This is a genomic window from Candidatus Arsenophonus phytopathogenicus (assembly GCF_056113345.1).
In genome coordinates this window covers 1,880,706-1,905,874 of the sequence record NZ_JBUIOB010000017.1, presented here as the reverse complement: position 1 = coordinate 1,905,874, position 25,169 = coordinate 1,880,706, and the positions used below count along the sequence as shown (strand labels likewise).

Below are 25,169 nucleotides of genomic sequence, written 5' to 3'. Positions count from 1 at the left end.
CATTTACATTCATGTAATCAATAACCGGAGAAATCCTATGAATAATATCCATGAATACCGAACAACGTTACATCATGTAAAAGCTGGTATGTTTAGGAGATGAAGTGAAGTATGACCTGATACTCCCAGACCCACCCTGGCAATACCAAAACAAAGCATCAAACGGCGCAGCACACAATCACTACAACACCACTGACTTTTACTCCCTCACTCGACTACCGATAGAAACCATCGTTAATGATAACTCCGTACTCTGCATGTGGTACACGGGGAACTTTGCACTGGAAGCTATCCGGTTAGCCGAAGCATGGGGATTTAAAGTCAAAACCATGAAGGGATTTACCTGGGTCGAGTTGAATAAGTTAGCCAAAGAGCGGATATCCAAAGCTATCAAAAAAGCTGCGCTGTCTGATGCTGATGATTTTCTGGCATTACTCAATGCGGAAACACGCATGAATGGCGGTAATTATACTCGCAGTAATTCAGAAGACTGTTTAATTCCCATCAAGGGATTACATGATACCATCTTTCTTTTTTCAGCCCACGAGTAACATTTTCTTGCATTAGATAAAACACGTTTAGTTATCTCTGAATATTTTTTAGATAATTTATCTAGTAAACTGATCCAATTATGAATAGTTATTGCAGATATTGGATATTTACCAAAATGAGGAAAAACGTGTATCTCGAAAGATCTTAAAATTAATTGTGCGCTTATTTTAGATTCAAAAATAACTGAATACCACTTTCTAAATAACTCTTCAAAAGTTAACTCAGTAATTTTTTCTTTAATAATAAGGTTTTTTACTGTCTTTGGATTATCACCATTAGCTAAAATTACCTGCCATTTAGCAACATCTTCTCGTGCTTTTTTTTAGTGTTAAAGTAGGATAATTACCAATAGTTATTTTATCTTGTTTTCCTAAGTATCTATATCTAAAAAAATGTAACGGTTCCTTTTTTTGATACTCTAACCCATAATCCGTCTCTATCAGATTTTTCAACTATTCGGCTTTGATTTTTTCCTAACATTCTTTTTAGATAGCTATCTGAGATACCCACAAAAATGCTCCACTCTGTCCATTCAAAATAACAAATTTATTAAATAATATATTATGGACACATTTATTGTGGCTTAACTTGTCTTTAGTTAACTCTCATTGTCTGAATTTTTTTTATCTAATTATTTATTAATCATATTTTATATAAATCTGTCTTAAGTTGACTAAGGATGTCTGCATATAATTATAAACGTGGGCGGGGGGAGGCGGTGCCGGACACTTTGGGGCAGGTGGCGTTGACCCGCAACCGCTTAAAACCCCGAACAACATCCAGCCTGAGTGCCTCAATCGTCTGTTTCGCATCGGTTAACCTCTGATAATGCTGCAATTCCAGCTTTACCGATAACTTATTGGCCGATTTTCTTGACATATTCGCCTGTGCCAGGTCTACTTTTTTCAAGACATCCCGCAGGTGTTGGATATGATGCCCCACTTCATGGGCTATCACATAACCAAAGGCAAATTTACCGTCTGCCCCCAGTCTGTTTTTCATCTCGTCATAAAATGACAGGTCGATATAGATAGTGCGGTCAGCAGGGCAATAAAAGGGCCCTATCAGGGTATAGCCCGTGCCGCAGCCTGTCTCTGTCTCTCCCCGATATATCACCAGTTTCGGCAATCGGTAATGACCGCCTCCCTCAGCAAAAATCTTCCGCCAGGCATCTTCAGTTGATGCCAGAATGACAGAGGTGAACTTAGCGGCCTCGTTCTCATCCACAAAACGATTGACCGATGACGGCGCGCTCACCTGTTCAGATGCCGCAAAAGCCCAACGATAGCCACCCAGTAACAACACCAGGATAACAGCCAGCCAGGCCCATCCACGCCAGTGTGAAAACACAAAACCTTCTGCTAACAGCGGTTTATATTTAAGTTTTCTTTTCTTTTTCTTTGCCTTTTTCTTCCGGCGCTTCAAGGCTTCTTCCAGACTGGTATACTCTTCCTGTGCTTCGGCGGTATTCCGCCGGTCTTCTACCTGCTCACTTTCCCGTCTCTCTTTCCAGTGCATGTGTGCCCCTTTTTAAGCCATAAAAAAGCAGTCCAACAAACTGCCTTCGTTAATACTTTCCAATACCCTTAGTTCTTAACCCCAGTAATTACCCAGAAATCAGAAACCAGTTTTTTATTTAGCATATACTTATACGGTAAATAGAAATTTCCGTCTTCACCCACATCACTACCCCATGAATTACGAATTTTAAACAGTCCTGTTTCATCATCATAACCTATACACAGTGCGCCATGACTGGCCAATTTTTTGTCTTCTACAGAAGGCAGCGGTATAATCACCGGCCAAGGGAATTGCAATACCCAGTTGCTGTATACTTCAAAACGAAACATGAACGGAAATCCAGACACCAGACAACTTTTTAATTGATTAATATCGTGTATGATTTGTTTATACTCAGTAATCCTATATTTCTTTGCCTCCTCATAGCATTCATTCGAAGGTCTTCTCCTGGCCCGGGAACTTTTGGGAAACGTCTTTTCATAAGCTTGACCTGCATCATAAGGCTACTTCTCTTCCGAACAGACCCCGAATTTATGAAGTGATTTTAATCCATCGCGCAAACGTATCCCAAAGTCATACTTCCGCATACATTTCATGAACTGAGAATTGTAACGAATGAATAATCTGGATGGGATAAAATCAGGGGTTTTATGGCTTCTTCTTCGTTCAAACTGTACAGCAGCCGCAAGAACACTTGGGCCACACGCATTTATTGGAAGCTGATTATAGGCCGGAAAATCTGGTGTAATATCGATCCGTGCAGGCAAAGAGGATAAAATATCAGGATAAGGAGAATAAACCTTATCCCTTATATCCACTGAATCAGGAAGACAACCACAGAAAAATTTCGTGAGCATCATAATATCCTTTACATTATTGAGAAAAACAAAAAGGCTGCCTGAGCGACCACTTAAAAAATAGAATGGCAAGCGGTGTCCCTCTCCTTTACCGAAAACAAAGAAACAACCAGTTCACTCTTCACATTCCTCAGCTTGTTACTATTAAAACACGCTAATACTTAGCTCGACTCTGATGATTTACTTTTAAAGTCAATTTAAGTCATTAAGGTGATACTTTTGATTTTTCATCGCTGGAATATAACCAAAATCCAGAATGTCAACCAAGTATGTGTTTGTACCAGACAATTCAATGCGAACAGTAGGCGCTAAAGTGCCTCCAATACGAAAATTATTACTTTTTGGGACAGCTATGGAATCAATAAATGACTGAACAAGTCCGTCCGGCGAAACGTAGTGGCTGTATGTCTGAAAAGGTTGTGAAGATGGATTTCCTAAAACCAAACCTGAAGCATTTAGTGGAACATACTGACCAGTTAATGTGGGACTAACAAAACCGTATAAACCATCAGGGCCCAAAAGTCCTTCAGAAAAAGTATATGTGTGGCTGATAGTAAACAGATAGTAAAGATTATTTTTAAACACAAAATGAGGCCGCTCGGTCTGATCATTAACACCGACTGCAGTCAACAAAGGAGTTAATAGTATCCATTCATCAGTATATTCATTAACACATTCAGCTATACCAACACAACCTGTTTGGAATTTAGCACCTCCTGGTACTCCACAACCTGGCGGCAAATAACCTTCTTCTTCTTCTTCTATTTTGTGTTCCCCACGCTTACCAGGTACATTCCCCTCAAACAGCATATATTTCTTCCCGTTTTTTCAATCTCTAAACACCCAGGGATCACGAAATGCCCAATAAATATTTTGCGATTTATTTTGATAAATAATACCATCTGCTTCAAGTAAAACTGTAAATTTATTAAAACCCTCAAACCATACTTGATTCTCATCACAATAAATTTTGCCACGAGTTTTAACTATTTGTGAATTATCACCCACAGCTGTATAATAAACTTCTATATTATTTTTTGATGTTAATAAGCAACAGCCCGCCCATTCTAAAGTTGTTAACGATTTAGAAAATAAATAACCTCCATACTTCCAAGAGATACCATCACGTGAATAACTAAAACTAATACGAGCTTCATTATGTCGAGTATTCCAATATTCTATTGGTTCAGCCACTTTGCTAAAACGCAACGGTGCTGTCAGTTGAAAAATAACATGCCAGCCATTAAAAGAAACCGTCTTACCCTCAAGATCACGTAACGCCCACGTATCCCAAAATACAAAATCATCATTTAATCTGATAAAATTTAACGGTACACAAGGTTGTGTTGTTGTTGGATCATCACTATTAATTTTTAATGCTTCAGCACGACTCCAAACTGAAGATTTTATTTTTTTATCTTTTTCCATTTTTTAATATTACACATTTATAAATTATAACTATTCCCAACATAAAAAAACCGCCTAAACGACCTTGATAAACAGAGATTCATGTTAGCTCCTTACTCGTTTTCATGAGATTGAGATTGTGAGTATTGCGGTGACGTAAACGAAAAGCCAGAATTTAACATCCTCGTGATATGTCTGTGTATTGGCGCTTTTATCGCTTCCCTTTATATTTTTTCGCAACCTAATTAATGTCGAACTGTACTTTTTATTTCTAACCACGTTATCTGACTCAATCGGTGAAGCTTATCGACTAAACCTGCTTTTTCATCTCTCTGACAGCAGCCAATACAATGACTTTTTTGCAAATACCTTAACGAAAACTCAGACGGTCTTTTTTCTCAGTCTTCAGTAAATTAAGTAAAAACAACTAATTACCCACGATTTTCGGCAAGATATTTAATTCGATTTAATGCTCTTTTACAGGCATTGCATTTTCTCCTAGTTCATAATGATGAACAAGAACCAGTCAATAATCGGCTTGCATTACATAAATTCCACAATGGTTTCAACAAAAAAACCCCGCAAATGCGAGGTTCTATGATTTTTATGTAACTATAACAGCTTACCTAAAATTATTAGCCATTTGTCCATTAAAGTCAAGCAATAATTATGCGATATTAACTATATTGGCTGCAAAATTTTAGTTTTTCATGACATTTGACAGCATTTTATAAACAACATACAAGCTAGCATTCAAAATATCATCAATCTCCCTTCTGCATGTTCTAGGTGATGGCCTTTTCCACCTTCCCCCCGCCCTGGTCATCATCCTTCTCGGTTTTGCTATTTTGTGATAATAGGTGGCTATGCTTAATTTTGACTTTCCGTAAACATAATAACTTAATAGAATCTGGTAGGCTTTCTCATCAATACGCATAACAGCATCAACCACTTGAGAAATGAGCAATCCTTCATCATCGTTACACATTGGCCTCGAAGGTATCACTTCCCCTTTCGCCTTTTGCATAAATCGCCAGATGATATTGAATTGCCATTTGTCGAGTTCTCCTGAGCATACCCACGCCCCCCATAACTCAAGCCAACCATTTACCCAGTCATACTGTGCTTTAGTTAATTCCAATGACTTAACCGCCTTCATCTGTCCTCCGGCAAAAATAGGAATAGGGGCATGGTCTCAATGCCCTGCGTTGAATGTTGGTTTCTTGATTACGCTAATTCCCAAATGGTGATAACCAGTTTCCCGCCCTTAATGATTTCCTTTCGCTCAACGTGCAACACATCTATCTGAGCATCATCAATTATCAACCCACCATGACAGAGTGCATCAATCGGTGCTTTCATCAGGTTATCTAAATCTCGCTTACGACGGTCAGGTGGATACACCCCTATCTCAACCCCTAAACGTTGCGATAATCGCTTACAAAGCTTTTGATGCAGGATTTCTGCAACTACCGACTGGCGGTATAATCTCCCTTTTGCGGTGATGAAGTGTTTGTGTTTTCCGTGATACCAGTAGTGATTTACGGAAGGAGGGAAAGGAACGGTGATTTTAAATTTTTCCAATATTATAAGTTTCCAAATGCGATTAATAACCAAAAAATAATGCAGAAAACAACGAGAGATATTATTAATAACGCATTCATTTTATTTTCTTTAATGTCAGTTCGTTACCAAATACTGCCCCTGTATCTATGTATTCTTGATTGCTTCTACGCCAAGAACCTTTAATTAATGGAGTATGCCCGAATATAAAAAGGTCAGCGCCTTTAATTTCTCTACTTTCCCTTTTGCTAATTCTATCCCTGCTCCAGACAACATCGATTTCATTAATATCCCTTCCAAATTCATATTCATCATCAGGATAGTCAGCATGAGCAATGATTATTTTTTTGTTATTAACATTTAATTCAATAATGAGAGGTAATTTTTCGGCTAATTTTAAACATGTCTTTGCTAATATTTCCTGTTCATAATCAAGCATAAAAAACCATTGGCCACCGTTATATATCCAACCGTCAAGATCGCCTGTTTTCAATGCATTAATAGCCATTTCTTCATGATTACCACGAACTGCCTTAAACCATTTCTCATTTAATAGATCAAGACACTCAACATTCTGATCACCCCTATCTATTAAATCACCAACAGATATAATCAAATCTTTTTCTTCATCAAAATCAAAATGTTGTATTTTTTCCATTAGTAACGCATAGCAGCCATGCAAGTCACCTACGGCATAAATGTGACGATATTGATCACCATCGATTCGCTGATAAACTGCATCGTTTAAAGTTGTCATTATTTATCCTGCTACTTTTTTAATTTCATATACTCCGAGCTTTCCGGTATTGTCACGAAACAACCGATGCCAATCGCCCAGCATTCCACTTTTTGCATAAAGACATATTCCCCCGTATCAAGCTTTGATGTCCTCCTGAGCGTTCTGACGCGCTCTGGCTTCTGGTTTGCTTGTAGGGCTTAAAATGAGTTGATGCGGTTGCTTTGTTGCAAGAACAGCTTTTAAGATTTGCCAGACGGATTGTTTCGTTGATTTGTGGAAGAGTAAGTTATCTTCCAGATGCGCCTCCTGCCTATTATCTCATTTTATGCACTTGAAATTTTCTATTGACACTTTTGGCAATTTGCCACGCTTTCCAGCCTTGCCATTGCCAACTGTCCAGTAGTGACCTATATCGCTAAATTGCATTTTGAACATGGACGGCTGGGATAACATTTTCAGGCAATCTTTTTCTGATAGTGCTTTGTCGCTAAAGCGATACCAATGAACAGGTTCGCTACCATCCTTAACAATGGTTGCTTCGATTTGGTATTTCATAGTTCCATATTTGATTTTTCTACGATAGCTTTCCCAATTGAAATTAATTACAATGGGGCTTCCCATCCTGAGACGATCAATCACTGTTTCGCCCAGAATTTCTGCTAATTTTTGCTGAGATAAATTAGTGAGTATGCCTGTTGGTTTTTTGTGTGCTGCTCTTCGATCGATGATTTGAAAAACAATTAAACCTTCGTTGAGGTTATTACGCTGAACACCAACATCATCAAAGACAAGCAGATCAACGCGACACAGTTCATTGATTAATTGAGATTCTGTATGCATTGAATCCTTCTGGTAAGTTTCTCTGGCCTGCATCATCAAATCAGGCAGGGTAACAATCAAAATACTGTGCCCTTTTTGAATTAATTGATTACCGATCGCCGCAGCGAGATGGTTTTTTCCGGTGCCAGGATTGCCACTGAAAACAAAACCACCAAAATATTTTCCGAAGTTTTCAGCATAGTTTTTTGCTTTAAAAACGGCTTGCTTGTGCTCCGGGGTGTTAGCATCAAAGTTCTTGAATGTGCAATGCTGATGCAGTGGATTTATTCCTGATTTACCCATGATTTTTTGCAATCGAGTCATCCGATTTTCATCTGCGATCCGCCTGGCGTCGATTTCAGCCTGCTCACGATGCCATGCCAGTAACTCATCAGCGGTTTTGAATGTTGGCTCAACATGAGCAGGCATGAGTCGGAAGAATCTTTCCAAAACTGAATGTGGCGTTTTCAAAAGTCCTCCGAGATAAAAATATCTAGCTTTTCAACATCTTGAATTCTGTGTTTTTTAACCTGATTGCCATTTAGCTTGAATAGTCCTTGCCAACCATTAGTGATCGACCTGTTCAGCACCTCCTCCGGCGAGTAACCGAATTCATGGCATTCAGTGAGTAATTTAATTTGTCCGTTAAATGTTTGGCGTGTCTTGATCGGTTTTTTCAAACCTTTGCGATAATCTAACCAGTCTTGCCAGACAGATTTATTCAGCCAATGAGGGATCGGCTCCTGACTAATATCAAATTTATCTTTCTTCGGTTCAGATTTTTTTAAGGGGATTATAGGGGTTATATATTTTCTTTTTTCTTTTGTAATAGTTTCTTTTGTGTGTCCCTGTTTTGGTGACAACGCTGTCACGCTTTTGGTGACATTTCTTAAATTGTCACTATTTTGGTGACACTCTTGAACTTTCCATTCAGAAATTGTTTTATTTAACGCTATTTTATTATCTAATTTAATCAAAACATTCATAGCAATTAATTCATTTTTTGCTTTGTTTGCTTTTTGTCTTGGCAATTTAGTTAATTCTGATAACTGACTATCAGAAATACGGTCAAACTCTTTATGAAATCCGTAAGTTTTTCTACAAACTGCATGAGCGACCTTTGCCTGATTCCTTGTTAAATCAGAGCTAATTAGCTCCTCATAAAGCCCATTCGCTATTCTGGTATACCCATTTTCAATCTCAGCCACGGTATCATTCTCCCTGACTTCGTTTTCACTCTGTAATCATCAAGACGGGTGACTATTGCAGCCATTTTTAACTCCTTGAATCTTCTTGAACTCCGATGCAAATCGATGTACGAAACTCTATTTTTTAATGCAGCAACCCATAGCCCACCTGAGCTATCTGGATATAACCTTTCTTCATGCTTTTTATTGATAAACCGGCGCTTTTCTGGCATAATGGCCTCGCTGAAATTGAAAGAAAAAAGGGAAATTTGCCGTTTCCCTTCTCCTTGAAATACTAACTAAACTCAAAGTTCGATATGATATTTGCAAGCTCCAGTGTTTTTTAACTCTGGAGCTTCTTTTTTTAGCAATCTCAAATGCTCTAGCATGTCTATCAGCTTGCGTATCTCTTCGCCTGAGATATTCGTTATGACTAAATCCTGCTTCGGTGAATCGTAGCCAATGCAATCAAGCAGTTTTGCCATCTTCGGAATTATTCCATCCTCTGACTGCCATCTCGTGATTTGAGATGGATTTACGCCAATAGCCTGAGCAATTCTTATTGCTGAATGTGCCTGAATGCCATTGCGTATTATGGCTTCAATGTTTTTTGCATTTGATTTGTGTGTAATTGTGGTTTCCATATCTATAATTAATTCCATCAGTTTCAGATAATAGTTATCCCTCCCGATGAGCTGGGAATTTATAAATCTCCCAATTTCAGGGAGGCCAGATTGTTAAAGAGCGGTGTTACTCAGAGAGTATTTTGCTTATTAGCAGGGATACCATCTGTTGGGTTTGGGTAAATATCAGGGCGTAGCTCATGGGGAGTTATTCCTGTTAATCGGTATATGGAGATCACTCGCTCTGCCGGAACACGGTGATTAAGCCAGCGGGAAACGTTTTGCTGTTTAGTTCCCAACCGAATAGCAATTTCTTTCTGAGAAAGACGAGTTGGTACTTTCATTTTTACTATCTCTTCTATTACGGCTTCTAGTTACATGCGGCATCATACTCTTTTTTTGTGTTAGCAAAAGTACTCTCATTTTGAGTATAATGTTCGATATGAATATGAAGACGCTTGAAGTAACGGCATACAGAATTAAGAAACTCTTAAGCGAAAAAGGCTGGGGTCAGGCTGAACTTGGGCGTAAATTAGGTGTTTCACAACAAACAGTTCAGCGTTGGGCAGCCGGAAAAGTAGGTCCGAATCCTGAAAACCTCGATATGCTTTCTGAAATTACTGGTTACCCTGTATATTGGTTCATGCTACCACCTGATGATGGAGATCAGATTACAGAAGTAAGCTCTATAAATATAACCCCTAAGCAACGTGAATTAATTCGTATATTCTGTGCTTTTCCTGATGAAGATCAGGAAGAAATGCTCAAGGAAATGAGATATAAGAAAAAAACTATGGACAAAACCGTTGCACGCTGGCTAAAAGCACAGAAGGGAAAGATAGCCTAAGCTGTCTGTAAGAATAGTATGACATTTTCTCACCCAACAAAATTACTGCCACATCACCCTTAGAATAATTTCCCCGGTCAATAAATCACCCCTTCACAAAAAAACATTTAAAGTGTTAATAAACACTTTTTTTGAGTTAATAATTTAATTCATCAAAGGCACACAGCCTTACTCACTGCAACAGGCAAACGCCAGACAATACCACGAGTTATCTTAAGCCTAGCCAGACGTTGCCAAGTAGCCAGCCGGAGGCGTATGAACATGAAGGCGAGTGACGACAGTTAAGCAATACCGCTCTTTAACACCCTTTCGCTGAAAAAGCGAACCATAAAACACCCAAACAGTCGGTTTTGGGGTGTGTGAAATAACCAAAATACAGTCATTAAGTTAAAACCAACACCAGGGAACTACCAATATGACTGTAAATATAATCCGGATACCTCCGGCACACACCACCAAAACCCATTGTAGGAGGTAATATGTGTAACTTGCATGGTTATGATAATGCTCGCCGTCGGAGACAGGAGCGGAGAAGAGCTAAACAGGTAGCCTATCAATATAACAAAGCACTTAATATGGCATTGAAAGCAGCGTTAAATCCAACCAAACCCTCTCAGCAACAAACAACACCAAACACTAAGCGCCCTCTCCTTTCTCTGAAAAGAAAGGTAATGAATCGTGTAGAAAAAGCAATATCAATTCGTCCTACTAAAGTTTATGACTCATTTGATAATTGCTGTTTACCTAAAGTGGCTTTGTATTCAGTGAAGACGAAGAGTCGTCACCCTATTCTGCTTTCTGGCGAAATGACGGCGAGAAGTTAGATTGAAAATTATCCTGCAATAATTTAAAAATATCATTCTTAATGATATATTGATCAATAATAACTTTCTCATTATTTATCATATACATATTACTATTTTTACAAATAATTCCCTTCATTCTCAGTGATGAAACCGCGATATCATAAGAAACAAGATATTTAATTTGAGTCTTTTCTTTCAGAAAAGAGCTAATAATTGCTTTTTCATTTTTGTTTAATTCAGAAATGATATTTTTTATATAAAATATCTTTTTCTTTGGCTTTATGGGCAATATTTCTTGAGTTCAGGAAACTATGAATAACCACTTTAATGTATGGTAAAAAACGTTGGATAGCATCTATTAAAACAAATGAGAATGCATAGACAACAACATAAAATATCCAGTAGATTTCAACCTCTGTTGTAATATAAGTCCTAAACTCTTTAGGAATAATAACAATCATGACTACGAACAGAATTATTGAATACATTATTTTCACCGCAGGTTCTTTACCAAAAATTTTGACAGCTAAAGTCTCAAGCCATCCAAACATAATAAGTCACTCTTTCATTTCGTGGGGGTGAATTAATTATACATAATTTCATTCGTTGGGGCACGATGAAACCACCTCGCCTGACGTGGTTAAAAGCAGGCAATCAAATCAATTTAAGGATGTGTGAATGCGGCATGCATCCTTAAGCTTATTAATATTTAGGAAGAAGTATGAAATTTGAAGAATTAAGTGAGAAATGACAAGACAAAGCACGTGAGGTTTTAGCTAATCTGTTAGAAATTAATTACAAACGCTATTTATCGTTAAACGAAATTGATATTAATACTCTAGGCCACAAAATTAGAAACGCATTTGTAGCCTTAGAAAATCATAATTTAACTGTCAGTCAATATGCAAACATGAGTATTCGTGAAAACCAGAATCGCGCTTTAACCAGTAACCCACCAAATTGTAGGGGTGCCATTGGGATTGGGTACTGATGCATCATTGATATGATTAATTATTCCATAACTTAATGCATCTGCTGGATTAATTATTTTTGATGATTTTATCATTTCTCTCCAATCGTGATCACCTGCTTCACTTTTAAAAATATCAATAAATCTTTTTAAATCATGATCTAAACTAGATACCCATTCTCTCATTCTTTCGTGATCAACAGTTTGAATACCACCTAGTCCCCACTGAAAAGGATGAAGTAGAAATCTAGCACGATTATTAGCATTACGTTGAGAACCAGCCAAAAAAATCACATTCGCAATAGAATCTATATTGCTAATATTGAAGGTGGTGACTGGAAAAGGTAATGTTTTTAAAAAATTATAACCGGTAAATCCAGATGTTATATCTCCACCTGAAGTAGACATATGCAGATTTATTTGAGTTGCTCCATTTGCTATTGCTGAGAAGCATCTTTCTTGCAATTGATTTACAGTATTTGGCATTACTGGACATAAAAAATGAATAGTATGAATCACCTAGCATTCCCTTTTTTGACTGTGGAATAATTAATATATCAACTTTCCTTGACTGTGGAAAGCAAGGAACCGTGCAGCCTGAACGGGATATAAGAACGGGCATCATTTTAAAGGAGAATAAATCATGAAACTGGACAATCCACGCATTATAACGGCAAAGCACCCAAATATGGGAAATCTGGTTGACGTGACTAATAGCAGTCGTGATTTAAGCGACTCAATATACTTAAGCAGTATTGATATATGGAAGGATGACGACAGGGAAACACGCTCTTTCAAAGAAATTATACAGTGCTTAACAAAAGAAAACGATCGTCTTAAAAAAGAGAATCGAAAGCTGATGAAGATATATCGTGAAATTGGCGGACTGTGCAGGATTTGAACCTGCAACCAATCAACTATAGGTGCTCAGGAAAGTTAACACCTATAACCAAAGTTAACCGCCCCATAATTTAGGGATGATTTCTTTAAACAGTAAACCAAGAATACCCGCCAATAAAAACCATTGCAGGCGATCAAATTTTTGTTCCAGTCTGTCAAAACGCTTTTCTGAAAAATCTGAGTCGCTTATCTATCTGAGCAATCTCAGCAGATAAGTCTTTACGAACATCAGCAATCTCAGCAGATAAGTCTTTACGGACAGCAGCAATATTGCGATTTACCTCAACAATATCAGCTTTTGTCGCTACATCAGCAACTTCATGTGATTTGCGCACAGCAATAGAAATTGCTTTCGCCTGCTCTTTTGGCAAACCTGCATTCTCTAATGTTTCAACAAATTCTTGTGTATCAAATGCAACCTGACCCATAGCGAATCCTCCTTTTTGGTAAGTATAACGGGTTTAGGGTTCAATCTGCAAAATCTTTCATCAATTAACTTTGAGGGATATCCTTATGTCAAATTTAATCAACATCGAAACAAAAAACATCAATGGTGAATTAATCCAGACTGTCAATGCGCGTGATTTACATGCGTTTTTGGAAATCGGTAAAGATTTTACCACATGGATAAAAGATAGAATAAAGCAATATGGATTTATTGAAAATCAGGACTACATAATTGTAGAAAATTTGAGCTCCCCAAAATCGGGGAGTGCAAAATCTCGCCAACGTCCGATGAGCGACTACCATATTTCCCTCGATATGGCGAAAGAACTTTCAATGGTTGAACGCAACGAGAAAGGGAAACAGGCAAGACAGTATTTCATTGAATGTGAACGACGGATTTTACAGCCGAAATTATCTAATGACCCAACAACTTTACGCTTACCTAATTTCCTTGACTCTGCTGAATCCGCGATTGCATGGGCAGAGCAACACAGGCACTACTCAAGCATCAATCAAAGAAAACGGACGAATAAAGACCGGATTCTACAAATTAATCACATCTGAATATCAATTAAGGGTTAAAAACATGAACCAGCTTAAACAGCAGGAGCTTCGCTACGTCTTAAATAGTGACAGTTTCGTTAAAAAAGATTCCATAAAAATCATCCCCACCTTGCTAATCATCGCGTTGGCAAGCCTCGTTTTATTGTTAGCAAGATAGGAAGTGATATGAACCCTTACGCCATGCAAGATTACGGGTACGAACAACAGCAAGAAATTGCTTATTGGGAAGACAGACTGGACGACGAAATCAGCGAACTTGTCCAGCCTGTTTATGACTGCCTACCTTCCTCCGTCATGAGAAAACTCAGTAATGAGGATTTTGACGATATCTGGCAGGCGCTGTTTGACCATTTCAAAAATGAGCACATTCATCGATACAAAGCAATTCGAGCGCCTAAGAGGAAATATCTATGAGCGAAATACAACATACCGAAAAAGAAAAAAGTTTTCAACAGCAAGTTTGGGAAACGCTTTCTGCCATTAATGTTAACGAAAAAATAGAAAAGAAAAACGGACTTTCTTATCTCTCATGGGCATGGGCGTGGGGCGTATTAATGGCACACTACCCAGAATCTTACTATGTCATTGAACCCATGAACTATAACGATGATGGCAGTGCCATGGTGTCATTAACCCTCACCATTAAACAGGGTGATAACGAATTTCCCCGCAAAATGTGGTTACCCGTTATGGATTACCGGAATCAGGCGATTTCTAACCCTAACGCCGTTGATATCAACAAAGCGCTGATGCGTTGCCTCACTAAAGCCATTTCGATGTTTGGATTAGGGTTTTATATCTATGCCGGTGAAGATTTACCCGAACAGGAAAAAGTTGTGATGCAGAAAGAAGAAGCGCAACAAAAGGCTCGTTACAATCAATTAATTCGTGATTTAAAAACCGCAGCAAAAGGGGGTGTTGAGTCGATGAAAACCCATTGGCAACAGTTAACACTAGAAGAGAAAGGAATTATTGGCGAAGAAAACAAAATGGCGATTTATCGCAATATTGCAATGAAAAATGAGGCTCATCATGAAGCAGAAAACGGACGAATGGTTTCAGGCAAGACTGGGGAAAGTCACCGCCAGCAATTTACACAAGGTGTTATCCAAAGGCAAGGGGACAACACAACGAAACTACCTCATGCTGTTAGTCTGTGAAACCCTGACCGGACGACGAGAAGAAATTAAAACCAGTCAGGCGATTGAACGAGGCATTGCCCTCGAGCCTCAAGCCAGAACACGATATTGCCTTAATGAGTTTGATGTCACGGTCACCGAAGTAGGCTTTATTCCCCACCCGACTATTGCGCTATTTGGCGCCAGTCCTGATGGCCTGGTTAATGATGATGGACTTATCGAAATTAAATGCCCCAACACCACTACCCACATTGAAACCATTATTACAGGAAAACCTAAATACGAATACCTGTTACAAATGCACGGCCAAATGATGTGCACAGGCAGAAACTGGTGCGATTTTGTCAGCTATGATGACAGACTTCCCCCCAACCTTGCTTACTACAAAATTCGAATTATCAAGGATGATGATTTAGTTAACAAGATTGAACAGGCCGTTCAAATTTTTATTGAAAAATTAAAATCAGAAATCAACAAAATTAATCAAAAAGCGGAGGCAACATGGCAAACCAGAATCAGTGTCACTTTACCGGACGCATCGGAAAATTAGAAGTCCGCTATACCCAGGATAAAATTCCCATCACCGTATTCTCTCTTGCTATCAGTAAATCAAGGAAAGATGACAGAGGCCAATGGATTGATGAGACCACATGGATAAATTGCAAGGCATTTAAGCAAAATAGCCGAATATATCAATAATTATGCACAAAAAGGCACATTTGTTCGTGTCACTGCCTCCTACAAGGAAAATAAATGGACAGACAAATCCGGTCAGCAAAGGATATCCCCCGAATTTTTAGTCAATGACGTTGAAATATTGGGCAACCGGAAAGAAAGAAAACCGCAGGAAAGTCAAAGTAGACCGAATCTGCCAACCACTAACCATCCAAATAGTAACGCTATTCATCAAACTGATTTTGAAGACGAAGACATACCTTTCTAGACGCTAATTATACCGGAGGTTAAGCAATGAAACTTAGCATCATCAAACTATTAATCACAACATTAGTATTTATCAGTGCAGCGTTCGCCTTCGAATTGGTAGTTGGTCACATTGCACATACCGATGCCGTCATTGACCCACAAATCAGGTTTAAACGTGGTGAATTAGGCAATATTCATTTAAGCGGGCAAGAGATAATGGTTATTGGCATCATGATAGTCCCTGCACTTATCGTCTATTTGGGGGTATTCCTCGACACATTGAAGAAATAGTTACAGAACAAGAGGTCATTACCCAGCTAACCTATTCCACTTAATTAATACCCATTCATCAATTTTAATATTGAAGGATAGCTATATGCAAAATTTAATAAATGAACATTACCCTATCATTGCTGGCGTAGAAATCACGACAGACTCAGAAGGTCGTTTCAACCTGAATGCGTTACATAAAGCCAGCGGTGAAGGTGAACATAAACGTCCTTCCAAATGGCTTGCTACGATTCAGTCTAAAGAATTAATTGCAGAATTAGAAGCTAACTTATTAAAAAACAATCAAAGCCCTAATTCAGGCTCTGCTCATAAAGTGGTCAATGCCGTTAATGGTGGTTCATCACCAGGCACTTTTGCTCATGAGTTGTTAGCCATTGAGTATGCAGGATAGATTGCGCCAAGATTCAGGTTAATGGTTAACCAAACCTTCCTTGATTACAAAACAGGAAGATTAGCCCATGTCACCCCAACAACAGACTGGTTAGATAACCCCTCACAATTACGAAAAATTCTGATTAGCTATACCGAGCAAGTGGAAAAAATAAGCAGTGAGCGTGATGAAGCAATTAGGACAAAATCACAAATCAGTCGCACTCGTGAAGCTTCTGCAATGGGCAAACTTAGTGTGGCTACGCGTAAAAATAGAGAACTTACCGAACGACTAGGAGAAAGTGTTAAACATGCCACCATCACAGCCGTAAAGAATGCCACAGGGAAAGAATATAAGTTTGCTCCACTTCGCAGATGGTGTCGTGAGAACCAGGTGGAAGCAACCGAAGTACCGGATATTCGTTATGGTCAGGTTAAGTCATGGCCTGCTAAATCATGGCTACAGGTATACGGCATCAATCTGAAATCGTTATTTACTAATAGCCAACGTATTCACTAGAAATTGACAGCTATTTGGTGTTTCTGAATCACTCAAAAAAAGACCAGCGCAAGGCTGGCCAACACCAGGGAAAATGTTGCTGTTAACCAACACACAACGGAAACAATGCTATCACAAATAACCTTATAAATAATAATGTTTTAATCAACATTTACATTCATGTAATCAATAACCGGAGAAATCCTATGAATAATATCCATGAATACCGAACAACGTTACATCATGTAAAAGCTGGTATACAGGTTATTTATCATGGTGAGATGATGAAAATAATTAGATTGAAGGAGAAAAAATTAACAAACAAGAGGTTGATATATCAATTTGATACCGATGGAGAAAGTAAAACATTAACCGGAAATGGCGGCAAGAAAATCACTGTATTAGAAAAAATAGACGACTTGCATAAAAGTAAAAGCTGGTATGTTTAGGAGATGAAGTGAAGTATGACCTGATACTCCCAGACCCACCCTGGCAATACCAAAACAAAGCATCAAACGGCGCAGCACACAATCACTACAACACCACTGACTTTTACTCCCTCACTCGACTACCGATAGAAACCATCGTTAATGATAACTCCGTACTCTGCATGTGGTACACGGGGAACTTTGCACTGGAAGCTATCCGGTTAGCCGAAGCATGGGGATTTAAAGTCAAAACCATGAAGGGATTTACCTGGGTCGAGTTGAATAAGTTAGCCAAAGAGCGGATATCCAAAGCTATCAAAAAAGCTGCGCTGTCTGATGCTGATGATTTTCTGGCATTACTCAATGCGGAAACACGCATGAATGGCGGTAATTATACTCGCAGTAATTCAGAAGACTGTTTAATTCCCATCAAGGGGAAAGGACTAGAACGCAAGGACGCATCCATCAAACAAGTTATCTACGCCTGTCTCGGTGAACATAGCCAAAAACCCAAGGAAGTCCATTACCGATTAGAGAGGCTCTACGGTGATGTGAAACGTATTGAACTTTTTGCTCGTGACAAAGTGCATGGATGGGATCTATGGGGCAATGAAGTGCCTGAGAATAGTGTGAGTTTTTGAATGAGGATAAATAAACATGGTTACTTTAGCGGAATGGAACGCTCGAAGGGAAAGGCCACGCCGAATGGATACCGTCAGAATTTGGGCAAGAAACGGACTTATACAGCCCCACCCATCAAGGACGGTAGAGAGTACCTAGTCGGAAGAATACGCCGTCAAAGTCAACAATATCAAAGAAATTAGCCATCAGAGTCTGTTATTACAAAGGATAGGTCATGACCAGAATCAGGAAAATCAAAAATCGGGATTTGCCCCCTAACCTGTACAAAAGAAATGGATATTATTCGTATAGAGACCCGCGTACACGGAAGGAATACGGTTTAGGCAGAAACAAAGCTTATGCAATTAACGAGGCTATCAGTGCGAATCAGTTATTGCTCAATACAGAGAAAGTAAAACCTCTAACAGAAAGGATCGATGGACAGGGAACTGTCTATTTTCATGAATTTTTAGATAGATATGAAGAAATATTGAAAACAAGAGGATTAAGAGAGAAAACACTAAAGGATTACAAACAAAGAATTGGTGTGATCAGAAGAGGATTTATTGATGCGCCGATTCAAAATATAACAACAAAAATAATTGCCAATTTTATTCATGAATTCATTAAAGATGGCAAAATAACCACAGCAAAAGCATTAAGAAAATCATTGATTGATTGTTTTAAAGAAGCATTAGAGGCTGGTTTAGTGCAAACAAATCCAGCAGAATTAACAAAAACACCGAGAATTAAAATTATGAGATCAAGACTATCTATTGAAGACTTCAATGCAATTTTAAAATCAATTAATTATGATGATTATTGGTTATCACATGCAATGAAAATAGCGTTAATAACTGGCCAAAGAATATCTGATATATCAAAAATGAAGTGGGAAGATATACACAATAATAAACTTTGAATTATTCAACAAAAGACAGAAAGCAAAGTGGCTATCCCACTTGATATCGAAATTGAAAATATGAAATTAGATGATGTATTAAAGAACATAAATAAAAATTCTCAATTTGTTATTTCAAAAAATGGAAAACAACTTACTACTACAAAAATTTCAGTACAGTTTGCAAAAACAAGAGATAAAACAAATTTGGTATGGGAAGGAACCTCCCCCTCTTTTCATGAGATACGTAGTTTATCAGCTAGATTATATACTAAATCTATGGGGACTGATTTTGCAAAAAACTACTTGGGCATAAATCAATTGAAATGACAGAAAAATATCAAGATGAAAGGAATAATGGTTGGAATGAGATAAATTTATAGTCATTGAATAGTGAATAATAGTGATAATGAAAAAATATCTATTTGATATATAAACATTTTAAAATAGTGAAGCTACCCGATCGGTAGGTGAAGTATTTAACCATTTTAATGTTGTGTTACCAATAATACCATCCGGTTCTAGTCCATACATTCGCTGAAATTGTTTAACCGCATCAACTAATAATCCATCATAACGACGACTATTTTGATCGGTAAGTGGATCCTGCGATAACAACCCATTGCGAGTCAAAATTTCACTTAATGAAACCAGATCATTGCTTGCTTGGCCTGGCTTTAATAGACTAGCCGTATTTATTTTAGGCCATATTTGTTGATCTGATAAATAAGCCAACATCTTCGTTCTCATCGGTAAGTACGAGGCGTGTTGCGGGGCTAATGTTTTGAACCAACTGGCTAATTGTTTAGAATTAACCGCAGTTTGCCACTGAGAAACGGCACCAACCGTCGGTTCACGAAGTTGATAAGGCGTTTTTTGATATAACCAATCTTTACCATTAAATTTTACATTCCATATAAAATAATAAATAACCCAACATAGCATCTGACAAAATAATATCTCGTTCCATCTGATTGAGTTGTTTATTTTTTACTAATAGGGATAACCATTTACCAAACTGAGGCTGAAAACCGGCCAACGCTAATTCTGCTAACTGCTGCTTAAATTCTAATACCGCTGTTTCATCATCCCACAATGGTTGCATATTATTTTCAGCATAGAGCTTAGCTAATCTGTCGGTATACACTAAATTAGTACCTGGTGATAAGAAGCCTTGCAGCTGCTGACGACTTTTTTGTATCTCTTCAGCAGTTACATTTTTCTGCTCAGCAACCAAATTGGTTAAAGGAACTTGGATATTTGTGGTTGTGTTTATTTGCGCGAGCTGTGCACACGCTGGTGTTACTGTCAATATTACACAGCCTATTAATGAAGCACGCAGAGTGTTGACTCGTTTATTCGCCATAATACCACCTTTATAATTCATTTTTATTGTTTTAATACCAGAGTAAAAATTTATCTTTAGAAGGTTAAAATTAACTAATCTGTTGTGATTTATTTGATACAAACTTAAATAATTTTTTATTTAAAAATAATCATATTTATAAATTAATTTATAACCTGCACTGATAAAGTAAATTTTCATTTAAAATAAAATCCCATAAATTTTAGATTTAATACTTATTAAAAGTTAAATTACTAACCTACTATTTAAAATATAATCTTCGATCACTTTATTTTCAATTGCAATACTTAATTTACTTTTAAAACATACCTGTAATAAAAAAACCGCTATCATGAAATAGCGGTTGTTAAAATATAAAAATAAATTTTTACTACTTGAAATTAAGTGACAGCAGAAGATATTTTTAACTGTTTATCTTCTTGTCCAAAACCTTTCAAACCAACGACATGAACATGCTCCTGTTGGCCAAATACCTTACGTACCAGCTTATAAGTCGTCCCTTTTTCCGGACTGATATTTTCAGGCGCAGCAATAATTAATTGCATTTTTAATCGTTCACAAAGTTCAAATAATGTTGCAATCGATTTAGCATCCAATCGGGCTGCTTCATCCAGGAATAAGAACCTACAAGGTAAAATATCTTTACCTCGTAATCGTTGTGATTCTTCTTCCCAACTCTGTACCACCATCACCAAAATTGACATGCCAATACCAATTGCTTCTCCCGTCGACAGCGCACCACTTTCAGCTTTGAGCCACCCATCCGAACCACGATTAACTTCAACATCCAGTTCTAGATAATTACGATAATCGAGTAATTCTTCACCAATTGTTTGGGGCAGGCGTTGGCCAATATCCAGCTGAGGGTTTAAACGTTGATAAAGCTTTGCCATCGCTTCAGAGAATGTCAGGCTTTTATTTTTAAACAGATCCTGATGATGTTCGTGATCTTCTGATAACACATCAAGTAGTGATTCATGACTTTGTCGAATATTAACATTAAGCCGAACCCCTTTTACCTGTCCAAAAGCAACGGACTGTAGACCTTGGTTAAGCAGACGGATGCGATTTTGTTCACGATGGATCGTTTTACGGATAATATTTGCCACACTCTTCGCACTAATGGCTAATTTTTGCTCACGAGCCGTCAGTTCTTCTGTCAAACGCGCTAATTCAATTTCCATTTGTTCAATGGCATCAACCGGATCATCAGTACAAATAATGTCTTGTCGAATACGTTCACGTAAATGTTGATAAACCGCAATAAAGAACGCTACTTTGCGCTCTGGTCGTTTAAGATCTTCAGAGGCACGTAATACATCGCGTAAATGTTCATTATCCGCTACCGCTTGTCTAAGTGCACCTAATGCTTTATCTGACATCGAACGTAAACTATCACCATCCATATAAGCTAATTCACGCCGATGTAAACGACGCTCGACACCGTTTTCTCTGACCATATGCATTACAGCACACCAACCAGATTTACCGGATACCACCTGCTCGCGAAGTTGGTAATAATCCCGCTCTAATTTACGTAATTTTTTCTGCCAATTGTCCATTTCAGCTTGACAAAATGCGATCTGTTTTTCCAATTGGTTAATGCGCGAGCGATTAGCATTTACAGCTTCATAAAATTGGTCTCGGCGTTCACATGCCCGTTTTTCAGCATTGCTATCAGCTTGAACGCCAATCGCTTTTATTTCAGCCTCTAACTCTCTTAGCATATCCTGCTTAGTCTCATAAGAGCTACGCAGTGAAGCTAATAGTTGATTAAATTGCGCCGTTTTAGTTTGTTGTTGCCTTAGCTGTTCACGCGCCTGGCTACGCTCTTTTTCAGCCTGCTCCAGACGCTTGCGGAGTTTATTATTTAAATCGGTATTTTCTGACAGCATCTCCGTCGAGTCGTGATAACTAAAATGAGCGCGACGTTGAGCAACTTCAATTAAAGCAAAAGACTGCTGTTTAGATTGTTGCTGCAACTGTTTGACCTGTTCATATTCATGACGTAATTGCTCATGCTGCTCAGGATCACTTTGTAGGACGTTAGCTATTGGCTCTAATTTTGCTAACGATTTTGCATGCTTATGCAAAAAGTGCCCCGCTTCTTCTGCCTCTGCCAATGCTTCACGGATTTCTTCAATCCGAGAGACTAGCGTTTCATCCATTAGCAAATTAACTTTTGGCAACAATCGGTTTAAACTCGACAAACGTTCTTTGGTCGCAGTATGTTGCTGTTTTTGTTGTTGTGTTTGTGCTTCAAATTGAGCTAATTGGCGCTCAAGCTCATTTTTACGTTGATTTAAAGAACGAATTTCAGCTTCTGGATCGGCGTCAAAAACCACCGCCAGATGTTTACCAATAAAACCACTAAATGCATGATGAGCGCGTTGTAATTTCTGCATATCAAATGAGAGAGCCGCATAACGCTCAGCTAAGGTATCTCTCTCTTGACTCAACATCTCCAGCTGATTTTCACGTGCCGCTCGACCAAATAGGGGCACTTCAGGGTAACGAGAAAAACGCCATTGACGCTCTGACGATCGCACTAATACTGCCTGGTCAAATTCTTCTGCATTAAACACGCTATCATCAAAAGATTGCGGATCGCCTTCAATAAAATAGACATCATCAGGACATTCGGCTATCAATTCACCAAGCTGTGAGTGAATTTTTGCTAGCTCAGGAATAACAATACCATGTCTTGCTGGACCATAGAGCGCTGAAAAATAAGGCGCATCATCAATAGTAACGTCATCATAAATTTCAGATAACAAAACCCCACCAAGCCGTTCAGCTAGGCCAAGTAAGCGGTTATCGTCAGCACCGCTCGGTTGACTAAGATGAGCTATTTGTTGCTCTAATTCACGCTTTTGACTGGCGGCTTCATCACGTTCAACGGTGATTTCACGTTCTTGTTCCAACAATTGCTGTAGATGCTCGGTAATTTCATGACTATGGCTAAAACTATCATTAGCCTGCACAGTTAATTGATTAAGGGCATCTTGTGCTGCCAGCCAAGTAGGTGCTTTTTTGGTTAGGGTTTGAATTTTTTGTTTGATCTGCTCAAGCTCTTGACGCATTAACATGCGATGCTCACTACTTTCACTAACAGAAATACTCAGCTCCTCTTGCTGAGCTTCTAATTCTTCCAGTAGTGTCGTTAACTCATCTGGCTGATATTGCTGTTCAGAATATTGACAAAACTCGGCTAAAATGCGTTGGGCATCTTGCTGACTATTAAGTTTTTGCTCCAGTTCAGCTAATTGCATCTGTAGCGGCTTAATGCATTGGGCAAGGTGTTGCTGTGAAGCCCAGTCGCGCAATAATTCACGTGCTTTTTGATAAGCCTTATCCCGTTTTACCTCACCGCCGATATCGTTAACTAAGCTATAAGCTTGGTCAAATTGGTTAGTCGCCGCATCAATAACACTGATTTTCTGCTCCAGAGCAAGTAATTTTTCGGTATTCTGTTGCTCTTTTTGCTCAAAACTAGTTAAAAATTGCTCAACATTATCTGGCGTTAGTTTAGGCAATTGGCAAATTTTCTTTGCCCGTTCCAACGCTTGCTGGGCTTTTTGATATTGAATTGCACGCGTTTGCTGAACATCTAACGCTTGCTGATAATCAGCCAGTTGACTTTTTATCTCATCAACTTCTAATTCAGCCGCCTCAACTTTGGCTTCAAGCTCTCTTTGTTGCTCTAATGCTTGCTCAACAACTTCACTCTGCTCTTCAAGACGATAAGTTATCTCTTCAATGTCGGTCTGATAGCGATCAATTTTTTCCTGCTGACGTACCGCGGCTTGCACTAACCCCAGATGGTCATTTGCTGCCTGAAAATCAACTTCTAAATCTAATGAAGAACCATTTTGTTCATCCAGTTCACGTACCATTTCAACATGACGGGTCTGGGCAGCTATCAGTTGTTTACGGCCGTCAAATAATTCCGCTCGAACAGCAAGTGCACTATCTAGATGAACCCGGCGTTCATTAGCATGCCGCATATAATCAGCTGAAACGTAATCCGTTGCTTCATTGATTAAACGTCTAAATAAGTCACGATCAGATTGAGTGACGCGGATCGCTTCAAGAGTTAACCTATTTTCACGCAAAGCCGCTTCCATATCCTGAAAGGCTTTGCGAACACCACTATTTTCCGGCAACAGATAATCACGTAATGAACGCGTAATAGCGCTGGAAATTCCACCGTATAAAGAAGCTTCAATTAAGCGATAAAATTTGCTCCTGTCACTCGATGATCTCAATCGTTTTGGAATAATACCCAGCTCAAATAGCTGGGCGTGGTAATCAGCGATTGAATTAAATTGTTTAAACTGTACACCTTCAATCGCATCCATTTGATCTTTTAAATCATTTAAACTAATTACCCGCGCTTGACGTTCTTCTACTTGCTCAGTCAAAATATGAGTCGGTAAAATTGCCGTTGGTAACCTTTCGATTATGAAAGGTTTTATATCAACTTTTTTATCACGTCCCGCAATTTGTTGTAAGCGAACCCCCACTAAAATACGCTGATGGCGAGAATTAATGACGTCCAAAATCGAATAACAAACCCCTGGGCGCAATTTTCCATGCAGTCCTTTATCGCGCGATGCCGAGGTTGCACCCGCTTCGGTGGTATTACGAAAATGCAACAAGGTTAAATCAGGGATCATAGCAGTAATAAATGCTGCCATGGTGGTCGATTTGCCGGCACCATTGCCACCAGATAACGTCGTTACTAACTCATCCAAATCAAAGGTTCTGGCAAAAAAGCCGTTCCAGTTGATGAGCGTGAGTGAGCGAAACTTGCCTCGTTCTAACAT

General features: G+C 38.6%; 33 protein-coding genes and 3 pseudogenes. 17 read left to right on the top strand and 19 right to left on the bottom strand.

Annotated features, from left to right (window positions below; translation table 11 throughout):
- The first annotated feature begins 104 nt into the window (after window positions 1-104).
- A complete protein-coding gene (locus AC01GB_RS13895) occupies window positions 105-551 on the top strand; it encodes an MT-A70 family methyltransferase (RefSeq protein ID WP_474451168.1) in 447 nt (148 codons plus the stop codon).
- Here AC01GB_RS13895 and AC01GB_RS13890 read toward each other — a convergent pair.
- The 12 genes and pseudogenes from AC01GB_RS13890 to AC01GB_RS13835 form a co-directional block, all read right to left on the bottom strand.
- Window positions 467-718 (bottom strand): phage integrase central domain-containing protein, encoded by a 252-nt coding sequence (locus AC01GB_RS13890; protein ID WP_474452417.1) that lies wholly within the window; start codon window positions 716-718, stop codon window positions 467-469. The two genes, AC01GB_RS13895 and AC01GB_RS13890, sit on opposite strands and share 85 nt — an antisense overlap.
- Before the next feature lie 527 nt (window positions 719-1,245).
- Window positions 1,246-2,070 carry a lysis system i-spanin subunit Rz gene (locus tag AC01GB_RS13885; protein WP_474452264.1) on the bottom strand — a complete coding sequence of 275 codons (825 nt, stop codon included), beginning with the start codon at window positions 2,068-2,070 and terminating at the stop codon, window positions 1,246-1,248.
- Between the two features lie 68 nt (window positions 2,071-2,138).
- Window positions 2,139-2,495 (bottom strand): annotated as a pseudogene (locus tag AC01GB_RS13880) (C1 family peptidase); the annotation flags it as partial.
- Window positions 2,496-2,576: 81 nt separating this feature from the next.
- Entirely contained in the window at window positions 2,577-3,002 is a 426-nt protein-coding gene (locus tag AC01GB_RS13875) for a hypothetical protein (protein ID WP_474452263.1), read from the bottom strand.
- A 120-nt stretch (window positions 3,003-3,122) separates the two neighbouring features.
- Window positions 3,123-4,358 (bottom strand): annotated as a pseudogene (locus AC01GB_RS13870) (glycoside hydrolase family 68 protein).
- Between the two features lie 679 nt (window positions 4,359-5,037).
- Complete coding sequence (locus tag AC01GB_RS13865; RefSeq protein ID WP_474450290.1) at window positions 5,038-5,496, bottom strand: antiterminator Q family protein; 459 nt, start codon at window positions 5,494-5,496, stop codon at window positions 5,038-5,040.
- Window positions 5,497-5,564: 68 nt separating this feature from the next.
- On the bottom strand, window positions 5,565-5,921 hold the full coding sequence (locus AC01GB_RS13860) for a RusA family crossover junction endodeoxyribonuclease (RefSeq protein WP_474452262.1): 357 nt from the start codon (window positions 5,919-5,921) through the stop codon (window positions 5,565-5,567).
- Between the two features lie 76 nt (window positions 5,922-5,997).
- Complete coding sequence (locus tag AC01GB_RS13855) at window positions 5,998-6,657, bottom strand: metallophosphoesterase (protein WP_474449712.1); 660 nt, start codon at window positions 6,655-6,657, stop codon at window positions 5,998-6,000.
- 300 nt (window positions 6,658-6,957) lie between these two features.
- Entirely contained in the window at window positions 6,958-7,929 is a 972-nt protein-coding gene (locus AC01GB_RS13850; RefSeq protein WP_474452260.1) for a DUF1187 family protein, read from the bottom strand.
- Window positions 7,926-8,666 (bottom strand): replication protein, encoded by a 741-nt coding sequence (locus AC01GB_RS13845; protein ID WP_474452259.1) that lies wholly within the window; start codon window positions 8,664-8,666, stop codon window positions 7,926-7,928. The genes AC01GB_RS13850 and AC01GB_RS13845 overlap by 4 nt, the downstream gene beginning before the upstream one ends.
- A 284-nt stretch (window positions 8,667-8,950) precedes the next feature.
- Complete coding sequence (locus tag AC01GB_RS13840) at window positions 8,951-9,289, bottom strand: CII family transcriptional regulator (RefSeq protein WP_474452258.1); 339 nt, start codon at window positions 9,287-9,289, stop codon at window positions 8,951-8,953.
- 110 nt (window positions 9,290-9,399) lie between these two features.
- A complete protein-coding gene (locus tag AC01GB_RS13835) occupies window positions 9,400-9,612 on the bottom strand; it encodes a transcriptional regulator (RefSeq protein ID WP_474452257.1) in 213 nt (70 codons plus the stop codon).
- Window positions 9,613-9,716: 104 nt separating this feature from the next.
- Between AC01GB_RS13835 and AC01GB_RS13830 the strand changes: the two genes are divergently transcribed.
- Window positions 9,717-10,115 (top strand): helix-turn-helix domain-containing protein, encoded by a 399-nt coding sequence (locus AC01GB_RS13830; protein ID WP_474452256.1) that lies wholly within the window; start codon window positions 9,717-9,719, stop codon window positions 10,113-10,115.
- Window positions 10,116-10,594: 479 nt separating this feature from the next.
- Window positions 10,595-10,939, top strand: coding sequence for a transcriptional antitermination N peptide (locus AC01GB_RS13825; protein WP_474452255.1), 345 nt, complete (start codon window positions 10,595-10,597; stop codon window positions 10,937-10,939).
- Here AC01GB_RS13825 and AC01GB_RS13820 read toward each other — a convergent pair.
- The 3 genes from AC01GB_RS13820 to AC01GB_RS13810 form a co-directional block, all read right to left on the bottom strand.
- Window positions 10,902-11,210: a super-infection exclusion protein B gene (locus tag AC01GB_RS13820; protein WP_474452254.1), complete on the bottom strand. Its 309-nt coding sequence runs from the start codon at window positions 11,208-11,210 to the stop codon at window positions 10,902-10,904. The two genes, AC01GB_RS13825 and AC01GB_RS13820, sit on opposite strands and share 38 nt — an antisense overlap.
- Window positions 11,158-11,472, bottom strand: a complete 315-nt coding sequence (locus tag AC01GB_RS13815) for a hypothetical protein (RefSeq protein ID WP_474452423.1) — start codon at window positions 11,470-11,472, stop codon at window positions 11,158-11,160. Before AC01GB_RS13815 ends, AC01GB_RS13820 begins: the two co-directional genes overlap by 53 nt.
- 389 nt (window positions 11,473-11,861) lie before the next feature.
- Entirely contained in the window at window positions 11,862-12,410 is a 549-nt protein-coding gene (locus AC01GB_RS13810; RefSeq protein WP_474452253.1) for an ATP-dependent Clp protease proteolytic subunit, read from the bottom strand.
- Window positions 12,411-12,534: 124 nt separating this feature from the next.
- On the opposite strand from AC01GB_RS13810, the gene AC01GB_RS13805 reads away from it, so the two are divergent.
- A complete protein-coding gene (locus AC01GB_RS13805; protein ID WP_474452252.1) occupies window positions 12,535-12,792 on the top strand; it encodes a hypothetical protein in 258 nt (85 codons plus the stop codon).
- Window positions 12,793-12,946: 154 nt separating this feature from the next.
- Here the strand turns inward: AC01GB_RS13805 and AC01GB_RS13800 are convergent, their stop codons facing one another.
- Window positions 12,947-13,219 carry a CCDC90 family protein gene (locus AC01GB_RS13800; RefSeq protein WP_474452251.1) on the bottom strand — a complete coding sequence of 91 codons (273 nt, stop codon included), beginning with the start codon at window positions 13,217-13,219 and terminating at the stop codon, window positions 12,947-12,949.
- A gap of 85 nt (window positions 13,220-13,304) precedes the next feature.
- On the opposite strand from AC01GB_RS13800, the gene AC01GB_RS13795 reads away from it, so the two are divergent.
- From AC01GB_RS13795 to AC01GB_RS13735, 13 genes and pseudogenes are all read left to right on the top strand, one after another.
- Complete coding sequence (locus AC01GB_RS13795) at window positions 13,305-13,802, top strand: antA/AntB antirepressor family protein (RefSeq protein WP_474452250.1); 498 nt, start codon at window positions 13,305-13,307, stop codon at window positions 13,800-13,802.
- A 165-nt stretch (window positions 13,803-13,967) separates the two neighbouring features.
- Complete coding sequence (locus AC01GB_RS13790; RefSeq protein WP_474449779.1) at window positions 13,968-14,216, top strand: hypothetical protein; 249 nt, start codon at window positions 13,968-13,970, stop codon at window positions 14,214-14,216.
- The gene (locus AC01GB_RS13785; RefSeq protein WP_474452249.1) at window positions 14,213-14,962 is read left to right on the top strand and encodes a Sak single strand annealing protein; all 750 of its coding nucleotides are present in this window, start codon (window positions 14,213-14,215) and stop codon (window positions 14,960-14,962) included. Before AC01GB_RS13790 ends, AC01GB_RS13785 begins: the two co-directional genes overlap by 4 nt.
- On the top strand, window positions 14,871-15,491 hold the full coding sequence (locus tag AC01GB_RS13780) for a lambda exonuclease family protein (RefSeq protein ID WP_474452416.1): 621 nt from the start codon (window positions 14,871-14,873) through the stop codon (window positions 15,489-15,491). Before AC01GB_RS13785 ends, AC01GB_RS13780 begins: the two co-directional genes overlap by 92 nt.
- Window positions 15,443-15,640: a single-stranded DNA-binding protein gene (locus AC01GB_RS13775; protein WP_474451165.1), complete on the top strand. Its 198-nt coding sequence runs from the start codon at window positions 15,443-15,445 to the stop codon at window positions 15,638-15,640. Before AC01GB_RS13780 ends, AC01GB_RS13775 begins: the two co-directional genes overlap by 49 nt.
- On the top strand, window positions 15,600-15,884 hold the full coding sequence (locus AC01GB_RS13770; RefSeq protein ID WP_474452415.1) for a single-stranded DNA-binding protein: 285 nt from the start codon (window positions 15,600-15,602) through the stop codon (window positions 15,882-15,884). The genes AC01GB_RS13775 and AC01GB_RS13770 overlap by 41 nt, the downstream gene beginning before the upstream one ends.
- Before the next feature lie 26 nt (window positions 15,885-15,910).
- Entirely contained in the window at window positions 15,911-16,156 is a 246-nt protein-coding gene (locus AC01GB_RS13765; protein WP_474451166.1) for a hypothetical protein, read from the top strand.
- 85 nt (window positions 16,157-16,241) lie between these two features.
- Window positions 16,242-16,625, top strand: a pseudogene (locus AC01GB_RS13760) (KilA-N domain-containing protein); the annotation flags it as partial.
- Between the two features lie 605 nt (window positions 16,626-17,230).
- Window positions 17,231-17,473, top strand: a complete 243-nt coding sequence (locus AC01GB_RS13755) for a hypothetical protein (RefSeq protein WP_474451167.1) — start codon at window positions 17,231-17,233, stop codon at window positions 17,471-17,473.
- An 8-nt stretch (window positions 17,474-17,481) separates the two neighbouring features.
- A complete protein-coding gene (locus AC01GB_RS13750) occupies window positions 17,482-18,093 on the top strand; it encodes an MT-A70 family methyltransferase (RefSeq protein ID WP_474452248.1) in 612 nt (203 codons plus the stop codon).
- Window positions 18,094-18,109: 16 nt separating this feature from the next.
- The gene (locus AC01GB_RS13745) at window positions 18,110-18,232 is read left to right on the top strand and encodes an excisionase (protein ID WP_474452247.1); all 123 of its coding nucleotides are present in this window, start codon (window positions 18,110-18,112) and stop codon (window positions 18,230-18,232) included.
- A gap of 76 nt (window positions 18,233-18,308) precedes the next feature.
- Window positions 18,309-18,995, top strand: a complete 687-nt coding sequence (locus tag AC01GB_RS13740; RefSeq protein ID WP_474452246.1) for a phage integrase Arm DNA-binding domain-containing protein — start codon at window positions 18,309-18,311, stop codon at window positions 18,993-18,995.
- A gap of 27 nt (window positions 18,996-19,022) precedes the next feature.
- Window positions 19,023-19,304, top strand: coding sequence for a tyrosine-type recombinase/integrase (locus AC01GB_RS13735; protein WP_474452245.1), 282 nt, complete (start codon window positions 19,023-19,025; stop codon window positions 19,302-19,304).
- Window positions 19,305-19,415: 111 nt separating this feature from the next.
- On the opposite strand, the gene AC01GB_RS13730 is transcribed toward AC01GB_RS13735, so the two are convergent.
- From AC01GB_RS13730 to mukB, 3 genes are all read right to left on the bottom strand, one after another.
- Window positions 19,416-19,919: a peptidoglycan-binding protein gene (locus tag AC01GB_RS13730; RefSeq protein WP_474452244.1), complete on the bottom strand. Its 504-nt coding sequence runs from the start codon at window positions 19,917-19,919 to the stop codon at window positions 19,416-19,418.
- Window positions 19,873-20,340 (bottom strand): L,D-transpeptidase scaffold domain-containing protein, encoded by a 468-nt coding sequence (locus tag AC01GB_RS13725; protein WP_474452243.1) that lies wholly within the window; start codon window positions 20,338-20,340, stop codon window positions 19,873-19,875. The genes AC01GB_RS13730 and AC01GB_RS13725 overlap by 47 nt, the downstream gene beginning before the upstream one ends.
- A gap of 380 nt (window positions 20,341-20,720) precedes the next feature.
- Window positions 20,721-25,169 carry a chromosome partition protein MukB gene (mukB, locus tag AC01GB_RS13720; protein WP_474452242.1) on the bottom strand — a complete coding sequence of 1,483 codons (4,449 nt, stop codon included), beginning with the start codon at window positions 25,167-25,169 and terminating at the stop codon, window positions 20,721-20,723.

What these genes read in the sequence shown, in the direction of transcription:
- AC01GB_RS13825 (WP_474452255.1), top strand. Translation starts at nt 10,595, where the DNA reads ATGTGTAACTTGCATGGTTATGATAATGCTCGCCGTCGGAGACAGGAG.
- AC01GB_RS13865 (WP_474450290.1), bottom strand. Translation starts at nt 5,496, where the DNA reads ATGAAGGCGGTTAAGTCATTGGAATTAACTAAAGCACAGTATGACTGG.
- mukB (WP_474452242.1), bottom strand. Translation starts at nt 25,169, where the DNA reads ATGTTAGAACGAGGCAAGTTTCGCTCACTCACGCTCATCAACTGGAAC.
- AC01GB_RS13800 (WP_474452251.1), bottom strand. Translation starts at nt 13,219, where the DNA reads ATGGGTCAGGTTGCATTTGATACACAAGAATTTGTTGAAACATTAGAG.
- AC01GB_RS13730 (WP_474452244.1), bottom strand. Translation starts at nt 19,919, where the DNA reads ATGCTATGTTGGGTTATTTATTATTTTATATGGAATGTAAAATTTAAT.
- AC01GB_RS13765 (WP_474451166.1), top strand. Translation starts at nt 15,911, where the DNA reads ATGAAACTTAGCATCATCAAACTATTAATCACAACATTAGTATTTATC.
- AC01GB_RS13745 (WP_474452247.1), top strand. Translation starts at nt 18,110, where the DNA reads ATGGTTACTTTAGCGGAATGGAACGCTCGAAGGGAAAGGCCACGCCGA.
- AC01GB_RS13805 (WP_474452252.1), top strand. Translation starts at nt 12,535, where the DNA reads ATGAAACTGGACAATCCACGCATTATAACGGCAAAGCACCCAAATATG.
- AC01GB_RS13885 (WP_474452264.1), bottom strand. Translation starts at nt 2,070, where the DNA reads ATGCACTGGAAAGAGAGACGGGAAAGTGAGCAGGTAGAAGACCGGCGG.
- AC01GB_RS13795 (WP_474452250.1), top strand. Translation starts at nt 13,305, where the DNA reads ATGTCAAATTTAATCAACATCGAAACAAAAAACATCAATGGTGAATTA.
- AC01GB_RS13775 (WP_474451165.1), top strand. Translation starts at nt 15,443, where the DNA reads ATGGCAAACCAGAATCAGTGTCACTTTACCGGACGCATCGGAAAATTA.
- AC01GB_RS13815 (WP_474452423.1), bottom strand. Translation starts at nt 11,472, where the DNA reads ATGTTTGGATGGCTTGAGACTTTAGCTGTCAAAATTTTTGGTAAAGAA.
- AC01GB_RS13790 (WP_474449779.1), top strand. Translation starts at nt 13,968, where the DNA reads ATGAACCCTTACGCCATGCAAGATTACGGGTACGAACAACAGCAAGAA.
- AC01GB_RS13725 (WP_474452243.1), bottom strand. Translation starts at nt 20,340, where the DNA reads ATGGCGAATAAACGAGTCAACACTCTGCGTGCTTCATTAATAGGCTGT.
- AC01GB_RS13840 (WP_474452258.1), bottom strand. Translation starts at nt 9,289, where the DNA reads ATGGAAACCACAATTACACACAAATCAAATGCAAAAAACATTGAAGCC.
- AC01GB_RS13785 (WP_474452249.1), top strand. Translation starts at nt 14,213, where the DNA reads ATGAGCGAAATACAACATACCGAAAAAGAAAAAAGTTTTCAACAGCAA.
- AC01GB_RS13755 (WP_474451167.1), top strand. Translation starts at nt 17,231, where the DNA reads ATGAATAATATCCATGAATACCGAACAACGTTACATCATGTAAAAGCT.
- AC01GB_RS13830 (WP_474452256.1), top strand. Translation starts at nt 9,717, where the DNA reads ATGAAGACGCTTGAAGTAACGGCATACAGAATTAAGAAACTCTTAAGC.
- AC01GB_RS13855 (WP_474449712.1), bottom strand. Translation starts at nt 6,657, where the DNA reads ATGACAACTTTAAACGATGCAGTTTATCAGCGAATCGATGGTGATCAA.
- AC01GB_RS13835 (WP_474452257.1), bottom strand. Translation starts at nt 9,612, where the DNA reads ATGAAAGTACCAACTCGTCTTTCTCAGAAAGAAATTGCTATTCGGTTG.
- AC01GB_RS13740 (WP_474452246.1), top strand. Translation starts at nt 18,309, where the DNA reads ATGACCAGAATCAGGAAAATCAAAAATCGGGATTTGCCCCCTAACCTG.